The organism is Actinomadura physcomitrii (assembly GCF_008923205.2).
GTDB classification, from domain to species: Bacteria; Actinomycetota; Actinomycetes; order Streptosporangiales; family Streptosporangiaceae; genus Spirillospora; species Spirillospora physcomitrii.
In genome coordinates, this window is sequence record NZ_WBMS02000024.1 from 71,181 (window position 1) to 97,231 (window position 26,051).

The window sequence follows — 26,051 nt, forward strand, 5'->3', positions numbered from 1 at the left end:
CCAGGGCTCACAGGGTGTCGAAGAGGTTGCGCTCGCCGGCGCGGTAGCGCTGGGCGTCGAGCTTCTTCAGGCCGTCCAGCTCGGGCGGCCGGTACAGCGTCCACATCTCGACACGGCCGGCGGGCGAGCCGGACGCGTCGAGCAGCGCGTTGACGGCGGCGCGCCCCGACTCGTTGGCGCCCTCCATGGTGGCCAGGTCGACGTTCGTCCGGACGTAGTCGCCCGCCATGAACAGGTTCGGGATCCTCGTCCGGGCCTCCGGGCGCTTCTCCCAGCTGCCGACCGTGTTCACCATCAGCGGCTCGTCGTTGGCGTTGCCGCCGGCCGACGCCTGCCAGCTGATCGCGGGATCGAGGAACCACGAGTGCAGCAGGTCGTCGGGGAGGACGGACCGGCCGGTGTCCTCCAGGTGATCCTTCATCTGCGCCCAGCATTCCTTCGCGATCTGCGCGCGCGTGCATTTCTTCGCCGGTTTCCCGTACACGATCCCCGGGGTGTCCCAGTCGGAGATGTCGAGGGAGAGGCAGTCGGCGACCTTTCCGTCGCCGAAGTCGCGGGCGAAGTCATGCTTCCACAATCTGCTCTGCAGCACCGCGGTGATCTGCCAGGGCGAGTCCATGAAATTGACCTCCTGGTCGATCCCGTGCGGGGAGCGGCGCAGGAAGAACTGCAGCCCGTTCATCCACTCGGTGTGCAGATCCCGCATCGACGCCAGCGACGGGTCGAGCGCGAGGACGGCCGGCGACAGCAGCCCGGTCGCCCGCTCCACCGGCATCGCGCAGACGAACCAGTCCGCGGCGGCGTCGCGGCGGCGGCCCGCCGCGTCCACGAGGCGGACGGAGCGGACGCGTCCGCCGCCGACCTCCAGCGCCTCGGCGGTCTGCCCGACCTCGAACCGGACGCCGCGTCCGCGCAGGTACCTCACCCACGGGTCGATCCACGCCTCGTTGGTGGGGGCGTTCAGCATGCGGGCGAGGCCGCCGTCGGTGCCGAGGCCGAGGCCCGACAGCAGGAACGCCTCCCCCATCGCGCCGACGGTCTTGGTGCTGGCGACCTCCTCCTTCACCGCGACCAGCCCGCGCGTCAGGAACCGCACCATGATCGCCCGGTAGTCCTCGGACTTGCCGTCGGCGCGCATGTAGTCCCACCACGGGACGTGCTCCCACTGCCCGAGGCGCCGCTCGTCGCTGCTGGTCAGGTAGACGATGAAGCGGTTGAGGAAAAGGGCCAACTCGGACGCGGGAATGGCGGCGGCCTGCTGGGCGAGGCCGGTCAGGGTCTCCTTCAGCACGTCCAGGTCCAGGCTCCCGCCGCCCGGCGCGAGCACTTCCGGGACGATGACGTCCGACCGGCCGGCGTTGCGGGAAATGCGCGTCGAGCTGAGCGGGAAAAGGTTGTCGTGGACGCCGTCGGCGTTGCCGGGGAACGGTATGCGCCGCATCGTGTCCGGCACGTTCCGGTAGAAGCCGGGGAAGAAGCGGAACCCGTGCTCGCCTTGCAGGTCCCGCCGTCCGCCCTTCCCGGTCCCTTCGACGGGGATGCTCCGCGCCTTTCCGCCGAGCGCCTTGCGTTCGAAGACGGTGACGGCGAATCCGCGTTCGATCAGTTCATGGGCGGCGGCCAGCCCGGCCATGCCGCCGCCGAGCACGGCGACCGTCTCCGCGTTGCGCCTGCCCGCCGCGCGGGCCGCGCGCGTTCCGGGGAGCAGGGTCGCCGCGCCCGCGGCCGCCGTGCCGTACAGGACCCGGCGGCGCGAGACGCCGTCCGTGCCGCCGCCGGTGTCGTTCCCGTGCTGGGTGGTCATGGGTCGCCGCCTCCTCGGGGGTGGGTGAACGTACGGGGTCGACGCGTCCGGTGCCGGGCGTCCGCCGGTCAGGAGTGCGGCAGCCGCGGCGGCAGCGTGCGGATGTGCTCGATGAGGCCGAGCGAGCCCGGGACGGTGCGGCCGAGCGACTCGGGCAGCGCCAGCAGCCCGGCGTCGAGGATGAACGGGTCGACGACGTGGAAGCTCGTGCGCAGCCCCGGCCGGGCTCCCTCCAGCCCCTTCGGCGTCGCGAGCAGCGAGGACGGGCAGGACAGCGTCGTCGTCTCCGGGTAGGAGAACAGCCCGGACGTCCGCCAGTCCGACAGCTCGATGGTGGTCATGCAGCCGTAGGTCTCGCGGGCGGTGACGCGCCCGACGACGCCCTGCCACGTCCCGTCGCCCTTCACCACGCCGCCGAGCAGCGTGGCCGTGCCGTCCGGCTCGTGGGACACGCCCCACTCCCAGCCGGAGTAGCGCTGGTCGACGACGCTGAACTCGCCCCAGTTGTGGTCGTGGTAGCCGCGCCAGCCGTCCACGCCGATCCGCGAGGACGACCCGGGCGGCTGGAGCCAGCCGCGCACCCGGCTCGTCGCGACGGGCGCGCTCCAGTACATCGTCTGGCCGCCGTCGTAGCGGATCGGCCCGCCGGTGACGCCGGGCAGCGCGCGGTCGAACCAGATGTCGGCCTTGGCGAAGAGCCCGTGCCATTGCAGGTGGTAGGCGCGGCGCGCGCCGTCCCACACCAGGCTGCCGGCGCTGCTGTCGACGGACGGTCCGGGCTTCGCGGTCACCTGCGCGGTCGGCTCCGGCAGGACGACCTTGTCCCCCTTCTCCGGGTACCAGAAGATCACCGCGGTGGGGACGGGCGCCGTGAACAGCATCGCGATGAACGTGCGGTGCGTCGCGGGGTCCATCACGTGCGTGTACCACCACTCGGTGGTGGACCCGGGGTGCGGCCCGTCGTCGGACGGCTCGGCGAGCTTGCCGGGCACCTGGGTGAGGTCGGAGCGCTTGATGTCGGTGTGCGGGATCCAGTCGTCCAGGCCGGACCGCGACGGTGCGGGCTGCGCGCCGGCCGCCGGCGGGGCGGCGACCGGGACGAGCGCGGCGGCCCCGAGGGCGAGCGCGGCGGCGGCGCGGCGGAGAGGGAAGCGGCGGGCGTTGGGGCGGCGGGAGTTGCGGCGACGTGGCACGTTGAGCCTCCTCGGCTGAGCCCCCGTGACGTCCGGCCCCTGCTGGTGGGCCGTGGACCGAGTGTGATTCGGTCCCCAGAGGGTGTCAAGCACTGTGTCGACACACTGTCCGATAACGGCCGCCCGCGGCGGCGCCGCCGCGGGTACGCTGCCGCCATGGCGTCCACCACCCAGCCGCGCAGCAAGGTCCGTGAACGGCGCGAGGACGTCCGGCGCCGGGTGCTGCGGACGGCCGCGGAGATGATGGCCGATGGGACGCCGTACACCGAGCTGCCCGTCCAGCGCATCGCCGAGCGCGCCCAGGTGGCTCGCTCCACCTTCTACCTGCACTTCCCGGACAAGAGCCGGCTGCTCATCGCGCTGGCCGACGAGGCGGTCGAGGCGCTGTTCGGCGAGGCGGTCGTCTGGTGGCGGGCCGACCACGCCGACGGGGTGGACGGCGTCGCGCACGCCATGCGGCAGATGATCGCCGCCTACCGCGAGCACCGCCGGGTACTGCACGCGCTGGGCGAGGTGGCGGGCTACGACCCGGACGTCGCGGAGTTCTGGCGCGACCGGATGCGCCGCTTCACCGAGGTCGTCCAGGCCCGGCTCGACGCGGAGCTGCGGGCGGGCACCGTCGACCCGGAGATGGACGTCCGCACGACCGCGCAGGTGCTGATCTGGACGGTGGAACGGACGATCTCGGCGCACTGCCACCACGACGAGGGCACGGGCGACGAGCGCATCGCGCGCACGCTCGCCCGGTCGATCTGGCTGACGGTCTACGGGATCCCGCCCGGACCGCCCCGCGCCGCCCCGCGCCGCGAGCCCGGCCTAAGGGGCCCGTAGGGTGAGGATATGGGTGCGGAACCGCAGGTCAGCACGGTCGGGCTGGTGCTCCATCCGACGGCGGCGGTGGGCTCGTCGATCGACGCGATCGTGGCGGCCGCGCGCCGCCGCCCGGCGCGGGTGCTGGCCCGGCCCGCCGACCGGCACCGGGTGCCGTCCGGGGTCGAGGTCGTGCCGGACGCCCGGTTCGCGGCCGAGGTCGACGCCCTCGTCGCGCTCGGCGGCGACGGCACGATCCTCGGCGCGATGCGGCTGGTGATCGACCGGCCCGTGCCCGTCCTCGGGGTCAACCACGGCAACCTCGGCTTCCTCGCCGAGGTGCACCCGGCGCAGCTGCCCGGGGCGCTGGCGCGGCTCGCCGACCGCGACTTCACCATCGAGCGGCACGCCGCCCTGTGCGTGGACGCCGGGCCGGTCGGGCTGACGACCCGGTCCGGGTTCAACGACGTCGTCCTCGGCCGGCCGTCGCGGACCGGCGCGGTCTCCCTCGACCTCACCGTCAACGACCTGCGGTACGGCTACTACCGGGCGGACGCGCTGGTCGTCTCGACGCCGACCGGCTCCACCGCGTACAACTACGCCGCGGGCGGCCCGATCGTGTCGCCGTCCTCGAACGCGGTGGCCATCACCCCGGTCGCCCCCATGTCCGGGATCAGCCGGCCCGTCGTGCTCGGCGCGGCCGACCAGATCCGGCTCCGCGTCGCGGAGGACAGCGCGCCCGTCACCCTCGACATGGACGGGACGCCCGCCGCCGAGCTCGGGCACGGCGACCACCTCACCGCGACGCTGCGGCCGGAGGCGGGCCAGGTCGTCCGGCTGTCGGCGCGCGACCACGCCAGCCGCAGCCGGGTGAAGCTCAGCCTCCTCGACCTGCCGCTGCGTCCGGACCAGCTCCTCGAGCTGATCCCGCCCGAGCTGCGCCGCGACGCCGAGGCCGCGGCCGGGCAGCTCCAGGCCCCGGGCTCAACCGGCCTGGGCTGACCGGGTCTCCCGCGCGTCCGCCGGACGGCTTCGCGGGGCGCCCGATATGAAGGGTCCGGCGTTTCCCCCATAGTGTTCATATACCGGTTCAGAGCGCCCTGCCGGGCATGAGCACAAGACATGGAGCGTCCCGTCAGTGACCGCAGCGCAGGCCCCGCGCGCCCATGATCCCGACCCGGGGCCCGGAACGACCCTGGACGGCGGCGAGCCACCGCCGCCGCAGCAGCCCGAAGGCGGGACGCCGGCCCCGTCGCTGAACCGGTTCCTGCGCCACCCCGTCACGCTCGCGACGGCGATCGCGGCGGTCCTGCACCTGCTGTGGCTCGGCACGCTCGCCAGCAGCGGCGGCGACCTCGCCGCGCAGGACGCCTGGGCCGAGTTCGCGGGCCGCCACCCAGGATCGGCCTACAACCTCGCCTGGTACGGCGGCATGCACCCGGTCTCCTACAGCGCCGTCTCGCCGTACGTGATGTCGCTGCTCGGCGTCCGGACCACGATGATCATCGCGGGCACGGTCTCGGCGGCGCTGATGACCGTGATCCTCACCCGCGGCGGGCACGTCCGCCGGCCGCTGTGGCCCTCGCTCGCCGGCGTCGTCGCGCTGGTCTGCAACGCGGTGTCGGGCCGCGTCACGTTCGGGCTCGGCCTGATGTTCGCCATCGCCGCCGCCGCGATCGTCTTCAGCCCCCCTCGCCCGCTGCGCGGCAGCCGCTGGGCCAAGGCCGCCGCCGCCGGGCCGCTCGCCGGCCTCGCGACCGCCTGCTCCCCGGTCGCCGGGCTGTACATCGGGCTCGTCGCCGTCGCCCTGTTCCTGCAGAAGCGCAGGCCGGCCGCCTACGCCCTCGGGGTCGCGCCCGTCGTCGTGGTCGCGCTGTCGGCCTGGCTGTTCCCCTTCTCCGGCACGCAGCCGATGCCGCTCGGCTCGGCGATCCTGCCGATCGTCTTCGGGATCACCGTCATCCTCCTGGTGCCCAGGCAGTGGCGGACGGTCCGCATCACGGCGGTCGTGACCTCCGCGACCGTGCTGTTCGCCACGCTGATCACCTCGCAGATCGGCACGAACATCACCCGCCTGCCGATGCTGTTCACCGGCGTCGCGCTGATCGCCGCGCTGCCCTTCACGGCGCCCCGCTCGCGCAAGTGGTACGCGATCGTGCTGGTGTTCCTCGGCTTCACGACCTGGATCGGCATCAAGACGGTCCAGGACGTCGTCCGCGCCCACCCGGCCGCCGCCTGGACCCGCCGCCTCGCGCCGCTCGTCCACGAGCTGCGCAAGGCGGGGGCCGAGCGCGGGCGGGTCGAGGTCGTGCCGGCGCGCTCGCACCGGGAGGCCTCCGCCCTCGCCCCCTACGTGAACCTCGCGCGGGGCTGGAACCGCCAGGCCGACATCAAGCGCAACCCCCTCTTCTACGACGACACGCTCACCGTCGGCACGTACCACGAGTGGCTGAGGCACTGGGCCGTGCACTACGTCGTCCTCCCCGCGGACGCGCCCGACAACGGCGCCGAGCGCGAGCGGGAGCTGGTCGGCAACGGCCTGCCGTACCTGAAGAAGATCTGGAGCGACAGCAACTGGCACCTGTACGCCGTCACCGACCCCGCTCCGCTCGCCGAGCCGAACACGACGGTCGTCCGCGCCGAGCAGAACGAGATGACGCTGAAGGTCGGCGCACCGGGCCGGATCCTCGTCCGCCTCCCCTACTCGCCTTGGCTGAGCCTGCTCGACGGGGACGGCCACAGCGTCCAGCCTCCCTTCGAGACCGACGCGTCCAAGCAGATCCGCAAGTACGACGACAGCAGGCCGCCGCAGTACGAGAACCCCGAAGGCTGCCTGGCGCCGACCGCGCCGGACGCCTCGGGCGACTCCTGGACGGAGCTCGTCGCCCCGAGGGCCGGCACCTACCGGCTCGCCGCCCCCTACAAGATGCCCCGGGGCACGTCCTGCCCCAAGGAGCTGCGCGGCCCGCCCCTGACCGGCCCCTAGCCCGCCGGCACGGTCAGGGCACGAGCACGATCTTGCCGCGGGCGTGGCGGGTCTCGCTCAGCTCGTGCGCCGCCGCGGCCTCGGCGAGCGGGAACACCGCCGCGACCGGCACCCGCAGGCGCCCCTGACCGGCGAGGTCCGCGGCGATCGCGAGGCCGTGCACCGCCAGCGGGTCGGCGCCGGCGCCGAGGGCCTCGCCCGTCTCGTCCGCCGGCGCTCCGTGCGACATGTGCACGCCGTGGGACGCCGCGGTGAGGTCCGGGGCGATCGTCACCACGCGGGCCGGGTCCCCGGCGATGGCGACGAGGTCGGGCAGCGCCCCTCCGGCGCAGTCGAACACCGCGTCCACCCCGTCCGGGACGAGGGCGCGGACCCGGCCGGCGAGCCCGGCCCCGTACGTCGTCGGCTCCGCGCCGAGCGAGCGCAGGAAGTCGTGGTTCCGCTCGCTCGCGGTCCCGATGACGGTGGCGCCGCGCGCGGCCGCCATCTGCACGGCGACAGTGCCCACTCCTCCGGCCGCGCCCTGCACGAGCAGGGTCTGCCCGGCGCCGACCGCCAGCCGGTCGAGGACCCGCGTGGACGTCTCGACGGCCCCGGCGGCGCCGCCCGCCTCCTCCCAGCTCCATGCGGCCGGTTTCGGCGCCCAGGCGGCCAGGACCGCGAAGTCGGCGTTGGCGCCGCGGGCCTCCATCGTGGTCATGCCGAACACCGCGTCGCCGGGCGCGACGCCCGTCACGCCCTCGCCGGCCTCGTCCACGACGCCGGCGGCGTCGAACCCGGTCCGGTACGGCAGCGTCGCCGGGACCAGGTCGCGCATCGCCCCGGAGCGGATCAGCGTCTCCCCCGGCGAGATCCCCGACGCCCGGACGGCGATGCGGATCTCACCCGGCCCGGCGTGCGGCGCGTCGACCTCGGCGACGTGCAGGACGCTCGGCGGACCGTACTTCTCGAACTGGACTGCTCTCATGCCGGCGACCGTAACGGAACACCCCGTCCGTTTGGCTAATGTGAGAGCGGTGACGGACGAAGTGGCTCGGAAGCTGCGCTCGGACGCCCGGGACAACCGGGAGCGCATCCTCGAGGTGGCGCGGGAGGCGTTCGCCGCCGAGGGCCTGGACGTCCCGATGCGGGAGATCGCCCGCCGCGCCCATGTCGGCCCGGCCACCCTCTACCGCCGCTTCCCGACCAAGGAGGCGCTGCTCGCGGCGGCCTTCGCCGAGCAGATGGCCGCGTGCATCGGCATCGTCGAGGACGGCCTCGCGGCCGCCGACCCGTGGCGGGGGTTCGCCGCGGCGATCGAGCGGCTGATGGAGGTCCACGCCCTCGACCGGGGCTTCGCGCACGCCCTCACCTCGCAGTACCCGCAGGCGTTCGACCTGATGGAGGGCCGCGAGCGCACGCTGCGCGCCCTGGCCGAGCTGATCCGGCGGGCGAAGGCGGCGGGCGGGCTGCGCAAGGACATCGCCATCGAGGACGTCGTGCTCGCCCTCATGGCGAACGAGGGCATCCGCGCCGGGTCGCGGGCGGCGCGGCTCGCGGCCTCGCGCCGCTTCGCGGCCCTGATGATCCGGTCGTTCCAGGCGGACGCGTCCGCCGCGCCGGAAATCATTCGTTGATCCCGCTCCGGAGGGCGCAAGAACGGCGAGGCGGCTCCGACCCACCCGGAAAGGACGTCCCCGCCCGCGCGCATGCCCGGGCGAGCAGAAACCACCGCTGCCGGCGTGCCCGCCGGGCGCCGCGGCGCCGGCCTCGTCGACGCCGCGCTGCGCGACCTCGACCGGGCGGCCGGGGCCGGCGCCGACGAGCTGCACATCGTCACCAATCTCCCGGACGTGCCCCCGGAACGGCAGGCGGACCTGCTGGAGGCTCTGGCCGCCAAGCTGGACCTGCCGACCCCGTGAAGCCGGCCGGGCCCCGCGGCGGTTCAGGCTTCGGTCACGGCGCGGGTGAAGACCAGGTCGCGGGCCGTTTCCAAACCCGTGGCGAGGGCGCCGAGGACGACGGCGTCGTCCCCGAGGGCGGAGACCTCGACGCGCGGCGCGCCGAGCGGGGTCATGGTCTCGAGGCGGTCCCGCACGGCGCCGAGGAGCACGTCGGCGCCGTGCCCGCCGATGCCGCCGCCCAGCACGATCAGGTCGGGGTCGAGGAGCGCGACGACGCTGGCGAGCGCGCGGGCGACGTGCCCCGCCTCGTGCGCGACGGCCCGCGCCGCGAGCGGGTCGCCGGCCCTGGCCTCGTCGAACACGCGCTTGGCGGTGACCGGCCCGGTCATGCCGAGCCGCTTCGCGGCGGCCACGACGCCGGGGCCGGAGGCGACCGACTCCAGCATCCCGTGCGAGCGGGTCTCCCTCGGGTCGGCCTCGCCGAAGGGCAGCCAGGCGATCTCCCCGGCCGCGCCGCGGGCGCCGCGGTGCAGCTCGCCGTTCAGGACGATCCCCATGCCGATGCCGGTGCCGATCGACACGAACGCGAAGTGCGGCACGCCCTCGCCCAGCCCGTACCCCTGCTCCCCCAGCGCGGCCAGGTCGATGTCGTTCTCGATGGTGCAGGGCGCGGGCAGCCGCCGCGCGAGCCGCCGGGTGATGCCCGGCTCGTCCCAGCCGGGCAGGTTGGGCGCCAGCCGGAGGCGCCCGTTCTCGACGTCGTGGACGCCGGGGGTGCCGAGCACGATGTGGGTGACGGCGCCGTCCGCGGCCTTCGCAAGGTCGTCGACGATCCGGCCGAGCCGGTCGATGAGCGCGGCCGGTTCCGCGGCCCCGCCGGCGCCGACCGAGCGGACGTCCTCGCGCACCGCGATCTCGCCGGACAGGTCGGCGAGCGCGGCGCGGATCCACTCCCGGCCGACGTCGAGCCCGATCACCCAGCCCGTCTCGGGGCGGATGCCGTACAGCCGGGCGGACCGCCCGGCGCCGCCGGTGCGGCGGCCGATCGCCTTGACCAGCCCGGCGCGTTCCAGGTCGGCGAGCGCGAGCGAGATCGTGGGCTTGGACAGCCCGGTCGCGGCGGCGAGCTGCGGCCGCGAGACCGGCCCGAGCAGCCGGATCCGCTCGTACACGGCGCGTTCGTTCATGATCCGCAGCACGCTGGTGGTGTTGGCGGTCTCCCTGCTCGGCACGCGTAAAGACTGACATATCCGGCACGGCGCACGTGCCGGGTGTTGATTTGTTAGGGAGCCTCCCTTACATTCGCATCGACGTCCGGCGGGGGTGCGGCGTCCGGTCACGAGGAAGGGAGGACCGAGATGACCGCTCCCGCGGGCTCGGGGTTCGAACGGCGGCTCGGCGTGTTCCAGGCCACCACCGTGAACATGACCCAGATGTGCGGCATCGGGCCGTTCGTCACCATCCCTGCGATGATCTCCACGATGGAGGGCCCGCAGGCCATGTTCGGCTGGCTGGTCGGCGCGCTGATCGTGCTGGCCGACGGCCTGGTCTGGGCCGAGCTCGGCGCGTCCATGCCCGGCGCCGGCGGCACCTACCTGTACCTGCGCGAGGCGTTCCAGTACCGCACCGGCCGGCTGATGCCGTTCCTGTTCGTCTGGTCGGCGGTGCTGTTCATCCCGCTGATCATGTCGACCGGGGTGATCGGGCTCGTCCAGTACGCCGGCTACCTGTGGCCCTCGCTCGTGGACGGCTCCGGCCTGTCGACCGGCGGCCACCTCCTCGCGATCGCCGTCGTCGCGGTCGTCGTCGCGGCGCTGTACCGCACGATCGGCGACATCGGGCTGCTCACGACGGTCTTCTTCATCGTCATGCTGGTCTCCGTGCTCGGCGTGATCCTCGCCGCGTTCACCCACTTCCACTCCGACCTGGCGTTCACCTACCCACACGACGCGGGGTCGAAGTTCTTCCACGGGCTCGGCGCCGGGCTCGTCATCGCCGTCTACGACTACCTCGGCTACAACACGGCGGCCTACCTCGGGGCGGAGGTCCGGCAGCCGGGCCGGGTCATCCCGCGCGCGATCATCTTCTCGATCCTCGGCATCATGGCGCTGTACTTCCTGTTCCAGGTCGGCATCCTCGGCGTCATCCCGTGGGAGAAGACGCAGGAGTCCAGCTCGTTCGCGTCCCTCGTCCTCGAGCGGACGTGGGGCAAGGGCGCCGCGCGGGTCTTCACGGTCGGGATCATCATCACGGCGTTCGCGTCGGTGTTCGCCGGGCTTCTCGGCGGTTCGCGGGTGCCCTACAACGCGGCCCGCGACAAGCTGTTCCTGCCGTGGTTCGCGCGGCTGCACCCGCGCCTGAAGTTCCCGACGTTCGGGCTGTACGCGATGGGCGTCATCACGGCGATCGGCTCGCTGTTCACCCTGACCGACGTCATCAGCATGCTGACCGCGGTGTTCGTGCTCGTGCAGTCGGTCGCGCAGATCGTCGCGCTGACCGTGCTGCGGCGCCGGCAGCCGGACCTGCCCCGCCCGTACCGGATGTGGCTGTACCCGCTGCCGAGCCTGGTCGCGCTCGCCGGCTGGATCTACATCTACAAGTCGGCGGGCACCAGGCCGATCGTGCTGTCGCTGGGCTGGCTCGCGGCCGGCGTCGTCGCCTACCTGGTCTGGGCGCGGCTGGAGCGGACCTGGCCGTTCGGGCCGAAGGAGATCAGCGAGCCCTTCGCCGAGCCCGGCGGCGCCGAACCGCAGGCCGCATGATCCTCGGGATCGACTTCGGGGGGACCAAGGTCGCGCTGGCCACCGCCGACGCGGCCGGGACGCCGCTCCGCCGCGCCCGCCTGGAGACCCGGGCCGCGGACGGTGCGGAGCAGGTGGTGCGCCGAGCGCTGGACGCGGCGCGCCGCCTCGTCGCCGAGACCCCCGGCACGGTGACCGCGGTGGGCGTCTCGACGTTCGGCGTCGTCCGGGACGGGCGGGTGCGGCTCGCGCCGAACGTTCCCGGCTGGGAGGACCTGCCGCTGCCCGACCTCGTCTCCGGCGGCCTCGGCGCGCCCGTGCGCATCGACAACGACGTGAACGCGGCCACCGCCGCGGAGGCGCGCTGGGGGCGGCTCGCGGGCGTCGGCACCGGCGTCTACGTGAACCTCGGCACCGGTCTCGGCGCCGGGCTCGTCGTCGGCGGGCGGGTCGTGCGGGGCGCGCACGGCGCCGCCGGCGAGATCGGGTACCTGCTGCGCCGCCCCGGCGAGCCCGGGTGCGCGGACGGCCGCGCGCCGCTGGAGGAGCACGCCTCGGGCAGCGGCCTGGCCGCGCGGGCCTCGGCCGCGCTCGGCGGGCCGGTGACGGCCGCCGGCCTGTTCGCCCGCCGGGACGACCCGCGAGTGGCGGCGCTGCTCGACGACGCCGCCGGGACGCTCGGCCTGGCGGTCGCCAACCTCGCGACGACCCTCGACCCCGAGCGGGTGGTCCTCGGCGGCGGCATGGCCGCCGAGCCGTCCCTGCTGCCCGCGATCCGCGCGACCGTCGCGCGGGCGGTCCCGTTCCCGCCGGAGGTGGTGACGGCCCGGTTCGTCGACGACGCCGCGCTCATCGGCGCCATCGCGCTCGCCGGGACCAGGCCGTGAGGCCCGCTCCTCACGCCCGCGACTCGGCGGGAACGGTGCGAAGGGGCAGGTTCCAGCCCGCCAGGCTCACGACCGGGACGGCGCCGCGCAGGTCCGAGGCGCGGTAGCGGGCGGTCAGGGTCTGTGACTGCCCTGGCCACAGCGTCACGTCGTTGTCGTTCCAGCGGATCGGCAGCACCTGGTCGTCGCCGGGCAGCGGGCGCCCGCCGGGAGCGCCGCGCCGCACGTCCGCCCTGGTGAAGACGGTCGGCGCGGTCCCGGTCGCCGTGATCGTGACCGTGGTCACCAGGTCGGCGCCGTCGCGGCGGGTGGCCGCCGTGGCGCGCACCGCGGCGCGGGGCAGCGTGCGCAGGCCGGTCAGGTCGGCGTACCCGTCCGGCCGGAAGGTCGCGCCGCTGCCCTTGCCGAGGGTGTTCTTCCAGTCCACCGCGTCCGGTTTCGTGGACAGCCAGTAGACGTTGCGGCTCACCGTCGCTCCATGCCGGGTCAGCGCCAGTTCGAGGAAGTACGTCCGGGAGATGCCTTCGGGTGGCGGCGCGGTGGCCACGGTCCGGACGTCCTGGGCGGCCAGTGCCGGGACGGCGGGACGGAGGGTCCGTTCCACCGTGCCGTCGAGGTCGATCAGCCGCACCCGCGCCGCCAGCCCTGCCTGCCGCCTCCCCGTCAGGTTGGCGACCTTCACCGCACCGGACGCGTAGTCGTACATGATGTGCACCGGCTCTCCGGCCTTCTTAGCGCCGAAGTACACGCCGGGCTGGTCGAAGTCCTGGTTGTACAGGTTCCACTGCAGCGACGGCCAGGCCTTGTTCAGCATCCAGTAGATGACGCCCGTACTCGGGTTGGCCTGATCCTTGGAGTTGCCGATGTACGCCTCGAACTGCGCGCGGGCGGCCTCGTACCCGCCCATCTGCGCGATCCGCTGGTAGGACGCCATGTCGGACCAGGGCCCGTACCGGTGCCACAGCGGGGTGTTGTACTGCCCCATCCGCGCGGTCCTGGTGTAGTCGTTGTAGGCGTACACGTGGAACAGGTCCCGGCCGGAACGGGGACCGCGCGCGGTGGCCGGATCCCAGATCGCGGACTGCTCGTCCGGGGTCAGGAAGCGGTCGAGCGAGTCCTGGGTCGGGACGGTGTTGCCCGCGCTCGTCTCGGTGTCGAAGCCCCAGGCGCTCCCGGCGTTGGTGTACGACGGGTCGTGCACGGCGGCGGTCTCGCGGCCGTTGCTCCACCAGTACACCGGCGGCACGTGGTTGTACGGTCCCTCCTTGGCGCCGGACGGGCCGAGCCGCGGCGACGCCTTGTCCTGCGCGGACGCGATCTGCGGCGTGCCCCAGTCCGCGGCCTCGAACGCCGGCACGTACACCGACTCCTTCGCCGCGTCCGGCGCCGCGTCGCTGCCCTGGAAGAACGCGAACACGCTCGGGTGGTCGCGCAGCCGGCGGGCGACGGCCGCCGCCTGGACGGCGGCGTTGGCCTTGAGCTCCTCGCTCCACTCGGCGTACGGGTCCTCCCAGCGGTCGCAGCACTGCCAGCCGGTCATGGCGAGGACGCCCTCGCGGTCCATCTGCCGGAACATGTCGTCCGGCGGGAAGTTGCCCTCGAACCGCAGCGCGTTCAGACCCAGGTTCTTGACGTAGGCGAGCTGGTCGCGGACGTTCCGGGACGAGTAGCGCAGGAACATGTCGGGCGACCAGCCGCCGCCGCGGATCACGATCGGCACGCCGTTGACCGCGAACCGCCGGTAGCCGTGCGGCACGTGCGTCCTGCCGGGGACGGCGCGGGTCAGCGACGAGGTGACGGTGCGGATGCCGAAGTCCTCGGCGTAGCGTCCGCTCTCCCGGCCGTCCGCGCGGACGTGCGCGGCGAGGTGGTAGAGCGGCTGGCCGCCGAGCCGGTACGGCCACCACACGTCCGGGTGGTCGAGGCGCAGGCCGAGCGCGACGGGGCGGACGGCGTGCGGCGGCAGCGTCACCGCCGTGCCGAACGGCAGGCGCGTCGCGCCCCGGCCGACCGTGCCGGAGAACTCGGCCCGCCGCTCCGTCCCGGTGTTGTTGCGCAGCACGGCCTTGACGGTGAGGTCCGAGCGGGAGAAGTCGCGAGCGTTGCGCTGCACGACATGGACGTCGCGCAGCGACACCGGCCCCTCCTGGACGATCTTCGGCGGGCGTTCCAGGCCGGTGCCCTGGTCCGGCGCGGCCGGGTTCCAGTCAAGGCGGCTGCCGGTGAGGTAGGTCCTGGCCTTGTTCGGCGCGACGTCGAGCGCGATCGCGTTGGCGCCGTCCCGCACCTGCCGGGTCACGTCGTACTCGAAGCGCGAGTAGGAGCCCTGGAGCCGCGAGCGGACGTCGATCCGGACGCCGTTCAGCCACAGGTCGGCGGTGCCGGAGACGCCGTCCATGACCAGAAAGGTGCGGCCGCCGCGCCGCGGGTGCAGGACCACCTCGTCGCGGTACCACCAGTTCACGGCGAACTGCCCGGCCGGCACCGACGCCAGCCGGTCCGAGCGGAAGACGTGCGGGTAGCGGCCGTTCTCCAGCAGGCCCGCCATCAGCGTCCCGGGACGGCCGATCGGCAGCCAGCCGGACGTCCGGTACCCCGGTCGCGAGATCCGCGCGCCGTCGGTCCCGGCGACGGCCGAGGACTGGATCCGCCACCCCCGGACGAGGTCCGAAGCGCCGTCCTCCCCGGCGGGCGCGAGGACGGCGGGTCCGGCGCTCTCCCGCGCTGCGGCGGGCACGGCGTGCGGCGGGGCGGCGAGGGCGAGGACCGCGCAGGCGGCCAGGGCGGCGGGCGGTCGTCCGGGCTTCGACATGGTTCCTCTGCGGTCGGCGCGTCGTCAGGCGGTCACTACCTGTGCGATCACCGGAACCGGCCGCCGCCACACGCGCACGCGGGCAAAGATCCGCCGCGTCCCGCGACCGCGCGCTCAAACTGCACCTGGCGGATGTACCTTCAGCAGGGCGCTGGCAGGTCGTCCGCGCGGGCAGCAGCCTCGAGGGCATGACGACAGGGACTTCTCCAGGCGCCGCGCGGCTCGGGCCGCGCGGATGGCTCATCCTCGTCACGCTGTGCGGCGCGACCTTCATGACCGGCCTGGACTACTCGATCATCACCGTGGCCCTCCCGGAGATCGGCCGCGACCTGGGCTTCACCAGTACCTCCGCCCTCCAGTGGGTGGCGACCGCGTGCCTGCTGCCGACGGCCGCGCTGATGCCGCTGTTCGCGCGCGCGTCCGACATGCTCGGCAGGCGCCGGCTGTTCATGGCCGGCGTCGCGGGCTTCACCTCGCTGTCGCTGGCGGCCGCGCTCGCGCCGAGCCCGGGGCTGCTGATCGCGGCGCGCGCCGGGCAGGGCGTCGCGGCGGCGATGATCGGCCCGACCGCCCTTACGCTGCTGACCGCCGCGTTCCCCGAAGGGCCGCGGCGCACCCGGGCCCTCGGTGTCAACGGCGCGCTGCTGTCGCTCGGGTTCGTCATCGGGACGATCGGCGGCGGGCTCATCACCAGCGGGCTGGACTGGCGCTGGACGATGCTGCTCCTCGCCGGCATCGGCGCCCTGGTGCTGGCCGGCGCGCTCACGGTCGTCCGCGAGACGGCCGGGCGGACCCGGACCGGGCTCGACGTCCCCGGCGCGATCCTTGCGAGCGGCGGGCTGTTCGCCCTGGTCTACGGCGTCTCCACCGGCGGCGAGGCGGGCTGGGGCAGCGCGCCGACGCTCGCGGCCCTGCTGGGCGCGGCGGTCCTGCTCGGGTCGTTCCTCGCCGTCGAGGCCCGGCATGCGGCTCCGCTCGTCCCGCCGCACCTGCTGCGCCGCCCGACCGTCGCGTGGGGCATGGCGATCGGCCTGGTCACCTTCGGCATGTGCGGCGGCGCGACGCTGCTGCTCAGCATCTACATGCAGGACGTCCTCGGCTACTCGCCGCTGCGGACCGGGCTCGGCTTCCTCGGCGAGGGCGTCGCGGCCCTCGCCGCCGGCACCCTCGCCGCCCGGCTGATCAACGCGCGCGGGACGGCCGCGACCGCCGCGCTCGGCCTGACCGTGCAGGCCGCGGGCACCGCGGCGATGGCCGCCCTGCCCCAGCACGGAGGTCTCGCGGTCCTGCTCGCCCTGTCCGCCGCGATGGGCTTCGGCCACGTCCTGACCGTGGTCGCCGCCGTCACGACGATCACGTCCGGCCTGGACCGGGACGACCAGGGCGTCGCGGGCGGCCTCGCCCAGATGCCCACCTACGTCGGCGCGATCGGCGTCGCCGGGCTCACCGCGATCGCCGCCGCCCGGACCGAGGCGCTCGCCCGCGCCGCGACCCCGGCCGCGGCCACGCTGGGCGGGCTGCACGCCGCCTTCCTCGCGGCCGGCGCGGTCGCGCTGCTCGGCGCGGTCGCGGGCGGCGTCCTGCTCCGCCGGGCCGGCGCCGGCCGGGCGGCCGGGCGCTCCGCCGACGCTCCGGCCGAGCATCGCCTGACCGCCTGATCGGCGCCGCTCAGCGGGCGGTCGCGGCGACGAGCCCGGCGAGGCGCCGCAGCCGCTCGCTCGACGGCGAGCCCGGTTCCGCCTGGAACACCGCGACGCCCTGCCCCTCGTCGTCGGGCGTGCGCAGCAGCTCGGAGGTGAGGGTCATGACGCCCACCTCGGGGTGCCGGTAGCCGCGCGAGATGGACGCGCAGTTCGCCACCGGGTGCTCCGCCCGCATGGCGCGGAACTCCGGGCTGAGCGCCGACAGTTCCTCCACCAGCGCGGCCAGCCCCTCGTCGCCGGGGAACCGGCTCAGCGAACCCTCCAGGTAGGCGATGTCGTCGCGGGCCTTCTGCTCCCAGTCGACGTACAGCTCCCGCGCGAAGCCGGTCTCCAGGAAGTCGACGCGGACGAAGTTCGGCTTCTCCGCGCCGTCGAAGTCCCAGTGCGGGGCCAGGAGGGCGTGCGCCAGGCGGTTCCACGCGAGGACATCGCCCCGGCGCCCCACCGCCATCGCGGGCACCTCGGTGAACGAGTCCACCATCAGCTTGATGCCCGGCCGCAGCCGCTCCGGCCTGACCCGCTCGCGGGCCCGCGCCGCCCGGGCGAGCCGGTGCAGGTGGTCCCGCTCGTCGTCGTCCAGCCGCAGGACGCGGGCGATGGCGTCGAGCACCTCGGCGGAGACGTTCGGGCCCTGCCCCTGCTCCAGCCGCGTGTAGTACCCGACGCTGACCCCGGCGAGCGGCGCCAGCTCCTCCCTGCGCAGCCCGGACACCCGCCGGTGCCGGCGCCCCGGGCTCAACCCGACGTCCTCGGGCCGGAGCCGGGCACGGCGGGACCGCAGGAACTCACCAAGCGCAGAACCGGGATACATGACTCGAAGATATTCTCTCCGCTCATGCCGTTTCCGGGGTCGGGGGTTCCCGGCGGCGCGCGGACCTCGGGCCGCGGTGTCTAGGATCGGACGCCGGTCACTGATGCGAGGAGCGGGAGCCGAAGGTGGAACCGGCCGGCGCGATGGCGGAGGACGTCTGGGCGGCGCACCGTACCGCGGTGTTCGGGGCGGCCTACCGGATCCTCGGCAGCGTGGCCGAGGCCGAGGACGTCACGCAGGAGGTCTGGCTGCGCGCCGCCGCCGCGGACCTGTCCGGGGTGCGGGACCTGCGGGCCTGGCTGGTGACCGTCGCCGCGCGGACGTCCTACAACGTGCTGAAGTCGGTGCGCGTCCGGCGCGAGTCATGTGGGGCCGTGGCTGCCGGAGCCGCTGCTGACCAGGCCCGACACCGCCGCGCGGGTGCTCATGGACGAGTCGGTGAGCACCGCGATGCTGGTCGTCATGGAGACGCTCGCCCCCGCCGAACGCGTCGCGCTGGTGCTGCACGACGTGTTCGGCTTCCCGTTCACGCGGATCGCCGAGGTCCTCGGCGGCACGCCCGCGGCCGGCCGCAAGCTCGCCTCCCGCGCGGGCGCGGGTCGCCGCGGTCCGGGAGCGGCCCCGTGCGTCCCGTACGGTCACGGCCGGCGGCCGCGAGATCGGCTACGACCGCCTCGTGCTGGCGGCGGGCAGCGCGCTCGTCCGGCCGCGCGGTCTTCCCGGCGCCGAACGGCTCTTCGACATCGACACCCTGGACGGCGCCCGGCGCCTCACCGGCCACCTGCGGGGCCGCGATGGATATGCCGCCGTGGTCGCCGGCGCCGGGTTCGTCGGGCTGGAGGCCGCGACCGCTCTCGCGGCCCGGGGCCGGGTGCTGCTGGTGGACCGGTCACCGGTGGTCGGCGACGGGCTCGGCCCCGGCCCGCGCCCGGTGATCGAGGCGGCGCTGGACGACCTCGGCATCGAGCGCCGCCTCGGCACGACGGTGGCGGAGGTCGGCGACGGGCACGCCGTCCTGTCCGACGGGACCGTGGTCGAGGCGGACGCGGTCGTCTGGTCGGCCGGGCTCAGGGCCAGTGACCTCACCCGGCAGATCTCCGGCGACCTCGATCCGCTCGGGCGGGTGCCGGTGGACCGGCGGCTGCGCGCGCTTCCCGAGGTGTTCGCCGCGGGCGACACCGTCGCAGCGCCGTTCGACGACGCCGCGGCGATCCTCGCCGCCGCCGACCACGTCCGCCTCGACCTCCCGTTCTTCCCTGAGGAAGGGACCGTTCCCGCTGCATGAGCGGCGCGCTTCGCGGCCTGCCGCTCCTCGCCGATGCCTCCGTCCGGGTCACAGCCCGAGCGCCGCCGTCACCCGGTCCGCCAGCTCGTCCTCGGTCATGGCGAGGTCCACCTCGATGCCGCGCAGGCCCAGGGATCTCGTCTCGTCCCGGACGCGGTCGGTGAACATCCGGTCGCGGTCGAGCAGGTTGCGCAGCGCCCGCTCCGGATCGCCCGTCCGGCCGGCGATGTCCCACGTCGAGCCCCTGCGGTCGAGCGCGGCCCGGCGGAACGCGGGCGTCGGCAGCAGCCAGACGGCGCGGCCGGGCGCGGCGAGCAGGGGCTTCACCAGGCGCGGCAGCAGCCGGAACCCCTCGGCGATCACGCACGGCTCCCGGGGCAGGCGCGACAGGTCCTCGACGATCGCCTCGAACGCCTCGCCCCGGAACCAGTGGAACGTCTCGAGCATGGTCTCCGGGGTCCTGTTCACCCACCGCTCGTCCATGTCCATGGCCTTGAACCCGCTCAGGAACGGGCTGTCGCCGGGTGCGGTCCGGCGGGCGTGCTCCGGCATCGCGTCGTCGGTCGCGTACACCCGGAAGCCGTGCCGTTCCGCGATGCGGCGGGCGATGGTGGACTTGCCCGCGCCCGACCCGCCGCCGATCCAGTAGACGTGCGGCAGGTCCCTCATCCCGATCCTCCGTGACGGACGCGTCGCCGTGCTGGGCGGCGACGAGGCCGGGGCGGTCATCGCCCCGGAGCGATACGCTACCCGCCGCTCTCCGCCAGCCAGGCGGTGTACGTGACGTCGCCGAGCGACGCACCGTCCACCGGCACGAGGTCCGGCTCCCGCATCACGCTGCCGTAGTAGGGCGCGTCCTGGTCGGTGACGACCTCGCGCGCGTCGCCCCACGCCGCCAGGGCCGCGCGGAAGAACTCGTCCATCCGGAACCGTTCGGGTCCGGCGATCTCGGCCCGCCCGTTCAGCGGCGCTCCCACGGCCGCGTCGGCGACCGCCCGCGCGACCTCCTCGCCCGCGATGGGCTGGAACAGCACCGAAGGCATCCGGACCGTGCCGCCGTCCGTGGCCGCGTCGGCGATCTGGTGGGCGAACTCGAAGAACTGCGTGGCGTGCACGAGCGAGAACGGGACGCCCGACTCCTCGATCAGCCGCTCCTGGGCCAGCTTCGCACGGAAGTAGCCGACGTCCGGCCGCCTCTCGGTGCCCACCACCGACAGCGCGACGTGGTGGCCGGTGTCGGCTCTCTTCTCCGCCGCCAGCAGGTTGCCGGTCGAGGTCGTGAAGAAGGCCAGCACCGCCTCGTCCTCGAAGGACGGGGAGTTCGACACGTCGACCACCACGTCCGCGCCGGCCACCGCCGCGTCCAGACCCTCGCCGGTGATCGTGTTCACCCCCGTCTTCGGGGAGGCCGGGACCGCCTCGTGCCCCTGTGCTTCGAGCATGGCCACGACCTTCGAGCCGATCAGGCCGGTGCCGCCGATGACCAGGATCCTCATGACGGCTCTCCTTCCGTTCCGGTGACGTCCTCCGCCGCCCCTGCCCTGGCCCGGCGGGTCCGATCCGCGCGGACGCTCTCCTTGGCCGCCCCCAGAGCAGATCCCGACCGCCCCTTGACGTCAGCCGCGGCGGGCTCGGGACCGGTCATACTCTCCGCCGGCGTAGGTGCCGCGGCGGCTGGGTCGCCGCGTGCGATAACCAGATCGCCAGTAGCTATTGGCGGAACGCCAATAGCGGTCTAGTGTTCCGGGTGGCTCGTCGGAAACGACGATGCGTCACCGCGTGTCAGGAAGGTGCTCTGGCCCCGAGGAGGAGCGAAAGCATGGATGAACCCAGCAGGCGCAGCGTGCTGATGGCCGGCGGGACGCTCGGCGCGCTCGGCGCGCTGACCGTCGCGACGCCGGCGCGAGCGAACTCGCTGTGGACGTGGTCGCCCGAAGGGTCGGTCGCCGGCCGCGGCGAGGGCGCCGACCCGAAGTGGGTGTGGGACGAGGAGGCCGACTCGCTGGTCGCCTCACTGCTCGAACGGGGCGACGTCCCCAAGGTGAACGAGCTGCTGAAGACCTGGACCAAGAACGGCCAGGCACTGCCGAGCGGGCTGCCCGCGGACCTGCGCGACTTCGTGGAGCGTGCCCGGCGGCTCCCGTCCTGGACGGACCAGGACAAGCTCGCCAAGGCGTTCGAGTTCAACCAGAAGCGCGGCCTCTACCTCGGCGTCACCTACGGGTTCGCCAGCGGGATGATGAGCACGGCCATCCCGCACGAGGCGCGCGCGGTCTACTACTCCAAGGGCGGCGCGGACATGCGCGACCGCATCACCAAGACCGCCAAGCTCGGCTACGACATCGGCACCGAGCAGGCCTTCCAGCCCGCCGGCGAGATGATCGTGACCTGCGTCAAGACCCGGCTGGCCCACGCGGGCGTGCGCAACCTGCTGCCCAGGTCCGCGTACTGGACCAAGGTCGCCGACGAGAAGATCCCGATCAGCCAGGCCGACATGATGGTCACCTGGCACAGCCTGCCGACGACGGTCATGAAGCAGTTCGCCAAGTGGAAGATCGCGGTCCCCGCCGACGAGTCCGCGGCCTTCCTGCACTCCTGGCAGCTCGCCGCGCACATGCTCGGCATCAGGGACGAGTACATCCCGAAGTCCTGGGACGAGGCGAACGCGCAGGCGGCGCAGGTCCTCGACCCGATCCTGGCGCCCACCCCCGAGGGCATCAAGCTCGCCGACATCCTGCTGAACCTCGCCGCCTTCATCGACGGCGGCATCCTCACCAAGCACATCCTCGGCGCGCTCACCCGCTACGTGCTCGGCGACCAGATCGCGACCTGGCTGAAGATCCCGGAGGAGCCGGTGTGGGATCCGGTCTTCGAGAACCTCTGGCCGCCGTTCGTCGCCGTCCGCGAGGGCGTCCTCGACATCACCAAGGCCCCCAAGGAGCTGCGCGAGTTCTACTGGGTGTTCGACGAGATCATCCGGCAGGGCGTGCTGCTCGTGCTGTCGGGAGCGAACTACCCGATCAGCATCCAGATCCCGACGACCAACAACCCCGACTACTGACCTGGCCTCTCCGGCCGCGTCCTCGGCGCGACGCGGCCGGAGAACCCGGTCCGGGGCCGGGTCCGGGCCTGGCATCGGTGTCCGGGGGCGCCGGTTCAGCCCCGGTCGCGGCCGGTCATCCGGTCGAGCATGCGGTCGGCCGCGCCGACCACCGGGCCGGCCGCCTTCAGCAGCCCCGCCTTGGGCGGGGTATTGGAGTGCGGACGCGTCGGCGCGAACCTCTTGGCCGCCCGCAGCCTGCCGCCGAGCGCGTTCGCCTGCTCGGCGGTGATGACCCCGCGCAGGAGGGGCCACACCCGCTCCTCCTCGAAGGCGATGTGCTCGCGGGCGCCGGCGACGAAGTCCGACAGCAGGCCCTCGAACCGGTCCTGCAGGGGGTGCGCGGCGATGAGGTCGTCCAGTTCCAGCTTGGCGGACTGCTCCTGCGCGATGGCGTGGGCCGCGAGCGCGTCACCGTCCGGGACGTGCTCGCGGACGGCGGGCCAGAAGTACTGCTCCTCGACCGCCTCGTGCATGGACTCCGCGGTGATGAGCTTCTGCAGCAGGGTGCGGCGCCGCGCCAGCGCGTCCTCGCTCGCGCCGGTCGCCGCGGTGGGCCCGGCCTCCAGGTCGTCCAGCATCCGCTTGACCTCGGTGTGGTCGCGTGCCAGCACCCCGAACACGTCTGCCATCGGTCCTCCTCTGCCGGCGGACGGCTCCCCGGGCGGTCAGCCCTTGTCGCGGGCGTTGCGGATCATGTCGCGGACGCGGTCGGCGACCGCGGCCACCGGGCCGGCGAGCATGTTCTTGGTCGCCGACTCCACCCCGGGATGCGGGTGCGTGGGCGCGGTGGCCTGCGCGGCGCGGACCGCGGCGGCGAAGCCCTTGAGCTGGGTCGGGCTGAACTGGTCCTTGAGCCGGTCGAACTCGTAGCGCTCCTCGGCGCGGGCGTGGGACAGCACGTCCATGCGGAGCCTGTCGATGGACTTGAGGAACCGGGGGTCGTCGGTGTCCATGCCGTCCAGCTCGGACAGCAGCTCCTTGGCCTCGCGCTCCTCGGCCAGCCGGTCGTCGACGATGCCGTCGCCGCCGGGCAGCCGGCGCGCGACCGGGTGGATGATCTCCTCCTCGGCGGTCTCGTGGATCGCCAGCAGCCGCACCAGTTGCCGGAAGGCGTCCGTGCGCTCCCGCCCGTCGGAGTGCATCACCTCGTCGAACAGGTCCCGGATCCGCGCGTGCAGAACGCCCCCGCTCGTCCACCTGCAGCACCGCGACCCCACCGACAACGTCCGCGAGCCCTACGACAAGGCCTCCACGGCGCCGCTGTCCAAGCTGCACGCCCTGACGATCATGGCGGCCGAGCAGCAGACGATGAACTTCTACATGAACGTCGGCCCCATGTACATGGAGCCGATCGCCCGGCAGCTCTACCAGGAGATCGGGCTGGTGGAGGAGGAGCACGTCACCCACTACGAGTCGCTGGTCGACCCGGGCGAGTCCTGGTGGGAGCGGCTCGTCAACCACGAGTACAACGAGTGCTACCTGTACTACTCGTTCATGCAGACCGAGACCGACCCGCGCGTCAAGGGCATCTGGGAGCTGCACCTGAACATGGAGCTGGAGCACCTGCGGCTCGCCTGCGACCTGATGCGCCGCCACGACGACCGCGACCCCGAGAGCGTCCTGGCGCCCGCGCTGCCCGAACCGGTCACCTTCGAGCCCAACAAGCAGCTCGTCCGGGAACTGCTCGGCACCCAGATCGACTGGGCGACCCTCGGCACGGGCTACGTCCAGGACATGCACGAGCGGTTCGAGCGGATGCAGGACAAGATCAACGCGGAGCGGCCGCCGCAGGAGCGCGTCATCGACGAGCACCGCGACAAGTTCGGCGACGAGTACCGCCTCGCCACCGACGGCCCCCACCCCGTCGAGCGGCTGCGCGACAAGCCGCGGACGTAACAGACGTCTCACCGGCTCCCCCGCCCCCCATGTTTGCCGAGCAGGTGGGGGGTAGCCGGGAGGCATGAGGCTGATGAAGCCGCCAGGGGTCTACGCTCCCCAAGGCGATACCTTCCTTCTGGTCGAGGTTCTATGGAAGGCTCCGCTGCTGAAGGGGGCCCGCGTACTGGACGTGTGCACCGGGACCGGTGCGCTCGCGCTCGCCGCCGCGCGGGCGGGCGCGGGACGCGTGACGGCGGTGGACGTGTCCACGAGAGCCGTGCTCGCCGCCCGCGCCAACGCACTGCTCAACCGACTGCCGATCAAAGTCCTGCAGGGCGACCTGTTCGGTCCCGTGGCCGGCCAGGCGTTCGACATGATCGTGACGAATCCGCCGTACGTGCCGAGCGGGTCCACCACGCCGGGGCGGGCGGCCCGCTGGTGGAACGGGGGCCCGGACGGCCGGGCGCTGCTCGACCGGATCTGCGAGCGGGCGCCCCGCCAGCTCCGCCGCGGCGGCACGCTGCTGATCGTGCAGTCGGCGGTCTCCGGCGTCCAGGAGACGCTGGACGCCCTGCGCGCCCAGGGGATGACGGCGTCGGTCGCGGCGCGGCGCACCCAGCCGTACGGCCCGGTGCTGCGGGCGCGGGCCGCCGAGCTGGAGGCCGCGGGGCTCGCCCGTCCCGGCAGCGGCTCCGAGGAGCTGGTGGTGGTCCGTGCCGACCGGAACTGACCGGCGCGCTCCCGTCCGCGTCCGGCTGGACCCGTACGGGCCCGTGCTGGTGGAGGGTCCCGTCGAGATCGAGATGCCGGACGGCACGACCGTGTCGTCCGACCGGTTCATGGTGGCGCTGTGCGCGTGCCGCCGGAGCCGCCGCTACCCGTTCTGCGACACCAGCCACCGCCGCAAGCCTCGCCGCGAACCAGCCGAGTCGAGCTAGCACGTCCGGCTCCGTCCGGCCTGGTCGGGCCGGACGGAGCCGAGGAGGAGCAACGGAGCCGGTTCAGACGGAGCCGGACGGGAGCGCCTGGAGGAGCGAAGTGCGGCCCGCCCGCCAGGACGCCAGCAGGTGCTCGCCGAACCGGCCCTCCAGGAACTCGGTGGCGCGGATGCCGAACACCACGCCGCCGGCGAGTCCGGGCTCCCCGGCGAGCAGGTCGCCGAGGACGTCGTGCCGCAGCACCTGCTCGTGGACGGCGTCGGCCTCGATGTGCTCGGTGTGGAAGCGCACGCAGCGCGGGCTCGCGCCGAGGCGCTCCAGCGCGGCGGCCATCCGGCGCGCGGCGGGCGCCGTGGTGATCTCGGCGGCGGCGAAGTGCCCGGCCATCGCGCCGCGCAGCGAGCGGTGCAGGCCGAACAGCGACATCATGTTGACGATCGCGAGCATCCGCCCCGGAACCAGGTCCAGGTACCGGCCGTAGCCCGGGTCCAGGCCGAGGTCCTCCATGAGGTCGGCGAACAGCCGGGCGTGCATGTCCTCGCCGCGACCGCCGCCGAACTCGTCGAACTCCACCGCGACCAGCGCGGCCTTCGCCTGCCCGCGCAGGCGCGGGATCAGCCAGGCGTGGGGGTCTGCTTCCTTGAGGTGGTAGGCGGAGCGGTGGACGGCGTGCTCGCGCATGTGCCACCACTCCCCCTCGTCGCGCAGGTAGTGCGAGACGCCGTACGCGTCCGCCGGCTCGGCGAGCACCTCGGCGAGGACGCCCTCCACGTCGTCGCCCTGCCCGGTCTCCGCGCGGAGGGCCGCCAGGAACCGGTGCTCCATCGCGGCGCGGAGCGCGAGCAGCCCGGGCGCCCACTCCCAGCCGTCGTCGACGCCGTCGAAGCCCCGGTAGTGCAGTTCGTAGCAGACGTACAGAGCCAGGTGCAGGTCGTCGCCGAACGGATCGGTGCCGTCGCGGCCGGCCGCCCCGCAGGCGGCGTCGAGCATCGGTGCCGGGTCCGCGGGCCCGAGGCGGGCGAGCGCGGCCAGCACCGCCTCCGACAGCGGTCCTCGGGGGGCGGGCAGCGGCGGCCGCGCGCCGGCCCGGGACGCGCTCGTCGCGACGGTGGTCATAAGCCTCCTTCTGCGGTCACCGAGGGGGTCCGCGGCGACGGACGTGCGGTACCCGATCAGAGCCCGTCCATGCGCAAGCGGCCCATCGCGTGCCCTCCCTG

The 26,051-nt window shown here is 73.9% G+C and carries 23 protein-coding genes and 3 pseudogenes; 15 read left to right on the forward strand and 11 right to left on the reverse strand.

What is annotated here, in order from left to right; all coding sequences use genetic code 11:
* Positions 1-7 precede the first annotated feature (7 nt).
* Positions 8-1,804 (reverse strand): hydroxysqualene dehydroxylase, encoded by a 1,797-nt coding sequence (locus tag F8568_RS27680; RefSeq protein ID WP_151596629.1) that lies wholly within the window; start codon positions 1,802-1,804, stop codon positions 8-10.
* 68 nt (positions 1,805-1,872) lie between these two features.
* A complete protein-coding gene (locus F8568_RS27685; protein ID WP_151596630.1) occupies positions 1,873-2,997 on the reverse strand; it encodes a hypothetical protein in 1,125 nt (374 codons plus the stop codon).
* Between the two features lie 156 nt (positions 2,998-3,153).
* Here F8568_RS27685 and F8568_RS27690 point away from each other — a divergent pair, with 156 nt between their 5' ends.
* The 3 genes from F8568_RS27690 to F8568_RS27700 all read left to right on the forward strand — a co-directional run bounded on the left by F8568_RS27690 (position 3,154) and on the right by F8568_RS27700 (position 6,793).
* The gene (locus tag F8568_RS27690) at positions 3,154-3,828 is read left to right on the forward strand and encodes a TetR/AcrR family transcriptional regulator (RefSeq protein WP_151596631.1); all 675 of its coding nucleotides are present in this window, start codon (positions 3,154-3,156) and stop codon (positions 3,826-3,828) included.
* Between the two features lie 9 nt (positions 3,829-3,837).
* On the forward strand, positions 3,838-4,809 hold the full coding sequence (locus F8568_RS27695) for an NAD(+)/NADH kinase (RefSeq protein WP_151596632.1): 972 nt from the start codon (positions 3,838-3,840) through the stop codon (positions 4,807-4,809).
* Positions 4,810-4,945: 136 nt separating this feature from the next.
* Positions 4,946-6,793 (forward strand): MFS transporter, encoded by a 1,848-nt coding sequence (locus F8568_RS27700; protein WP_151596633.1) that lies wholly within the window; start codon positions 4,946-4,948, stop codon positions 6,791-6,793.
* Between the two features lie 13 nt (positions 6,794-6,806).
* On the opposite strand, the gene F8568_RS27705 is transcribed toward F8568_RS27700, so the two are convergent.
* Positions 6,807-7,760, reverse strand: a complete 954-nt coding sequence (locus tag F8568_RS27705; protein WP_151596634.1) for an NADP-dependent oxidoreductase — start codon at positions 7,758-7,760, stop codon at positions 6,807-6,809.
* Between the two features lie 49 nt (positions 7,761-7,809).
* On the opposite strand from F8568_RS27705, the gene F8568_RS27710 reads away from it, so the two are divergent.
* Both F8568_RS27710 and F8568_RS27715 read left to right on the forward strand, forming a co-directional pair.
* Positions 7,810-8,409, forward strand: a complete 600-nt coding sequence (locus F8568_RS27710) for a TetR/AcrR family transcriptional regulator (protein WP_151596635.1) — start codon at positions 7,810-7,812, stop codon at positions 8,407-8,409.
* Positions 8,410-8,514: 105 nt separating this feature from the next.
* The gene (locus tag F8568_RS27715) at positions 8,515-8,694 is read left to right on the forward strand and encodes a hypothetical protein (RefSeq protein ID WP_151596636.1); all 180 of its coding nucleotides are present in this window, start codon (positions 8,515-8,517) and stop codon (positions 8,692-8,694) included.
* Between the two features lie 23 nt (positions 8,695-8,717).
* On the opposite strand, the gene F8568_RS27720 is transcribed toward F8568_RS27715, so the two are convergent.
* Positions 8,718-9,908 carry an ROK family transcriptional regulator gene (locus F8568_RS27720; protein WP_202125414.1) on the reverse strand — a complete coding sequence of 397 codons (1,191 nt, stop codon included), beginning with the start codon at positions 9,906-9,908 and terminating at the stop codon, positions 8,718-8,720.
* A gap of 126 nt (positions 9,909-10,034) precedes the next feature.
* Here F8568_RS27720 and F8568_RS27725 point away from each other — a divergent pair, with 126 nt between their 5' ends.
* Positions 10,035-11,438, forward strand: a complete 1,404-nt coding sequence (locus F8568_RS27725) for an APC family permease (protein WP_151596637.1) — start codon at positions 10,035-10,037, stop codon at positions 11,436-11,438.
* On the forward strand, positions 11,435-12,304 hold the full coding sequence (locus F8568_RS27730) for an ROK family protein (protein ID WP_151596638.1): 870 nt from the start codon (positions 11,435-11,437) through the stop codon (positions 12,302-12,304). Before F8568_RS27725 ends, F8568_RS27730 begins: the two co-directional genes overlap by 4 nt.
* A gap of 10 nt (positions 12,305-12,314) precedes the next feature.
* Here F8568_RS27730 and F8568_RS27735 read toward each other — a convergent pair whose 3' ends face one another.
* Positions 12,315-15,116: a glycosyl hydrolase 2 galactose-binding domain-containing protein gene (locus F8568_RS27735; protein WP_151596639.1), complete on the reverse strand. Its 2,802-nt coding sequence runs from the start codon at positions 15,114-15,116 to the stop codon at positions 12,315-12,317.
* Positions 15,117-15,304: 188 nt separating this feature from the next.
* Here F8568_RS27735 and F8568_RS27740 point away from each other — a divergent pair, with 188 nt between their 5' ends.
* The gene (locus tag F8568_RS27740) at positions 15,305-16,774 is read left to right on the forward strand and encodes an MFS transporter (RefSeq protein WP_151596640.1); all 1,470 of its coding nucleotides are present in this window, start codon (positions 15,305-15,307) and stop codon (positions 16,772-16,774) included.
* Positions 16,775-16,784: 10 nt separating this feature from the next.
* Here the strand turns inward: F8568_RS27740 and F8568_RS27745 are convergent, their stop codons facing one another.
* Positions 16,785-17,630, reverse strand: a complete 846-nt coding sequence (locus F8568_RS27745) for a helix-turn-helix transcriptional regulator (protein WP_151596641.1) — start codon at positions 17,628-17,630, stop codon at positions 16,785-16,787.
* 143 nt (positions 17,631-17,773) lie between these two features.
* Here F8568_RS27745 and F8568_RS51140 point away from each other — a divergent pair.
* The 3 pseudogenes from F8568_RS51140 to F8568_RS47055 form a co-directional block, all read left to right on the forward strand.
* Positions 17,774-17,914, forward strand: a pseudogene (locus tag F8568_RS51140) (sigma factor); the annotation flags it as partial.
* Between the two features lie 178 nt (positions 17,915-18,092).
* A pseudogene (locus F8568_RS51145) lies at positions 18,093-18,161 on the forward strand (hypothetical protein); the annotation flags it as partial.
* Between the two features lie 112 nt (positions 18,162-18,273).
* Positions 18,274-18,915: pseudogene (locus tag F8568_RS47055) on the forward strand (FAD-dependent oxidoreductase); the annotation flags it as partial.
* Between the two features lie 48 nt (positions 18,916-18,963).
* On the opposite strand, the gene F8568_RS27760 reads toward F8568_RS47055, so the two are convergent.
* A complete protein-coding gene (locus tag F8568_RS27760; RefSeq protein ID WP_151596642.1) occupies positions 18,964-19,584 on the reverse strand; it encodes a hypothetical protein in 621 nt (206 codons plus the stop codon).
* A gap of 77 nt (positions 19,585-19,661) precedes the next feature.
* Positions 19,662-20,411: an SDR family oxidoreductase gene (locus F8568_RS27765; RefSeq protein ID WP_151596643.1), complete on the reverse strand. Its 750-nt coding sequence runs from the start codon at positions 20,409-20,411 to the stop codon at positions 19,662-19,664.
* 323 nt (positions 20,412-20,734) lie between these two features.
* Here F8568_RS27765 and F8568_RS27770 point away from each other — a divergent pair, with 323 nt between their 5' ends.
* Positions 20,735-21,976 carry an oxygenase MpaB family protein gene (locus tag F8568_RS27770; RefSeq protein ID WP_151596644.1) on the forward strand — a complete coding sequence of 414 codons (1,242 nt, stop codon included), beginning with the start codon at positions 20,735-20,737 and terminating at the stop codon, positions 21,974-21,976.
* 95 nt (positions 21,977-22,071) lie between these two features.
* Here the strand turns inward: F8568_RS27770 and F8568_RS27775 are convergent, their stop codons facing one another.
* The gene (locus F8568_RS27775) at positions 22,072-22,647 is read right to left on the reverse strand and encodes a hemerythrin domain-containing protein (protein WP_151596645.1); all 576 of its coding nucleotides are present in this window, start codon (positions 22,645-22,647) and stop codon (positions 22,072-22,074) included.
* Positions 22,648-22,683: 36 nt separating this feature from the next.
* A complete protein-coding gene (locus tag F8568_RS27780) occupies positions 22,684-23,160 on the reverse strand; it encodes a hemerythrin domain-containing protein (protein ID WP_151596646.1) in 477 nt (158 codons plus the stop codon).
* Between F8568_RS27780 and F8568_RS27785 the strand changes: the two genes are divergently transcribed.
* From F8568_RS27785 to F8568_RS27795, 3 genes are all read left to right on the forward strand, one after another.
* A complete protein-coding gene (locus F8568_RS27785) occupies positions 23,135-23,914 on the forward strand; it encodes a hypothetical protein (RefSeq protein WP_236009221.1) in 780 nt (259 codons plus the stop codon). The two genes, F8568_RS27780 and F8568_RS27785, sit on opposite strands and share 26 nt — an antisense overlap.
* A gap of 64 nt (positions 23,915-23,978) precedes the next feature.
* Entirely contained in the window at positions 23,979-24,626 is a 648-nt protein-coding gene (locus F8568_RS27790; protein ID WP_151596647.1) for a HemK2/MTQ2 family protein methyltransferase, read from the forward strand.
* Complete coding sequence (locus F8568_RS27795) at positions 24,610-24,834, forward strand: CDGSH iron-sulfur domain-containing protein (protein ID WP_151596648.1); 225 nt, start codon at positions 24,610-24,612, stop codon at positions 24,832-24,834. Before F8568_RS27790 ends, F8568_RS27795 begins: the two co-directional genes overlap by 17 nt.
* A 63-nt stretch (positions 24,835-24,897) precedes the next feature.
* Here the strand turns inward: F8568_RS27795 and F8568_RS27800 are convergent, their stop codons facing one another.
* On the reverse strand, positions 24,898-25,950 hold the full coding sequence (locus F8568_RS27800) for an iron-containing redox enzyme family protein (RefSeq protein ID WP_151596649.1): 1,053 nt from the start codon (positions 25,948-25,950) through the stop codon (positions 24,898-24,900).
* Between the last annotated feature and the right edge of the window lie 101 nt (positions 25,951-26,051).

What these genes read in the sequence shown, in the direction of transcription:
- F8568_RS27705 (WP_151596634.1), bottom strand. Translation starts at nt 7,760, where the DNA reads ATGAGAGCAGTCCAGTTCGAGAAGTACGGTCCGCCGAGCGTCCTGCAC.
- F8568_RS27745 (WP_151596641.1), bottom strand. Translation starts at nt 17,630, where the DNA reads ATGTATCCCGGTTCTGCGCTTGGTGAGTTCCTGCGGTCCCGCCGTGCC.
- F8568_RS27695 (WP_151596632.1), top strand. Translation starts at nt 3,838, where the DNA reads ATGGGTGCGGAACCGCAGGTCAGCACGGTCGGGCTGGTGCTCCATCCG.
- F8568_RS27680 (WP_151596629.1), bottom strand. Translation starts at nt 1,804, where the DNA reads ATGACCACCCAGCACGGGAACGACACCGGCGGCGGCACGGACGGCGTC.
- F8568_RS27725 (WP_151596637.1), top strand. Translation starts at nt 10,035, where the DNA reads ATGACCGCTCCCGCGGGCTCGGGGTTCGAACGGCGGCTCGGCGTGTTC.
- F8568_RS27765 (WP_151596643.1), bottom strand. Translation starts at nt 20,411, where the DNA reads ATGAGGATCCTGGTCATCGGCGGCACCGGCCTGATCGGCTCGAAGGTC.
- F8568_RS27735 (WP_151596639.1), bottom strand. Translation starts at nt 15,116, where the DNA reads ATGTCGAAGCCCGGACGACCGCCCGCCGCCCTGGCCGCCTGCGCGGTC.
- F8568_RS27740 (WP_151596640.1), top strand. Translation starts at nt 15,305, where the DNA reads ATGACGACAGGGACTTCTCCAGGCGCCGCGCGGCTCGGGCCGCGCGGA.
- F8568_RS27800 (WP_151596649.1), bottom strand. Translation starts at nt 25,950, where the DNA reads ATGACCACCGTCGCGACGAGCGCGTCCCGGGCCGGCGCGCGGCCGCCG.
- F8568_RS27730 (WP_151596638.1), top strand. Translation starts at nt 11,435, where the DNA reads ATGATCCTCGGGATCGACTTCGGGGGGACCAAGGTCGCGCTGGCCACC.
- F8568_RS27775 (WP_151596645.1), bottom strand. Translation starts at nt 22,647, where the DNA reads ATGGCAGACGTGTTCGGGGTGCTGGCACGCGACCACACCGAGGTCAAG.
- F8568_RS27780 (WP_151596646.1), bottom strand. Translation starts at nt 23,160, where the DNA reads ATGCACTCCGACGGGCGGGAGCGCACGGACGCCTTCCGGCAACTGGTG.
- F8568_RS27690 (WP_151596631.1), top strand. Translation starts at nt 3,154, where the DNA reads ATGGCGTCCACCACCCAGCCGCGCAGCAAGGTCCGTGAACGGCGCGAG.
- F8568_RS27770 (WP_151596644.1), top strand. Translation starts at nt 20,735, where the DNA reads ATGGATGAACCCAGCAGGCGCAGCGTGCTGATGGCCGGCGGGACGCTC.
- F8568_RS27760 (WP_151596642.1), bottom strand. Translation starts at nt 19,584, where the DNA reads ATGAGGGACCTGCCGCACGTCTACTGGATCGGCGGCGGGTCGGGCGCG.
- F8568_RS27790 (WP_151596647.1), top strand. Translation starts at nt 23,979, where the DNA reads ATGAGGCTGATGAAGCCGCCAGGGGTCTACGCTCCCCAAGGCGATACC.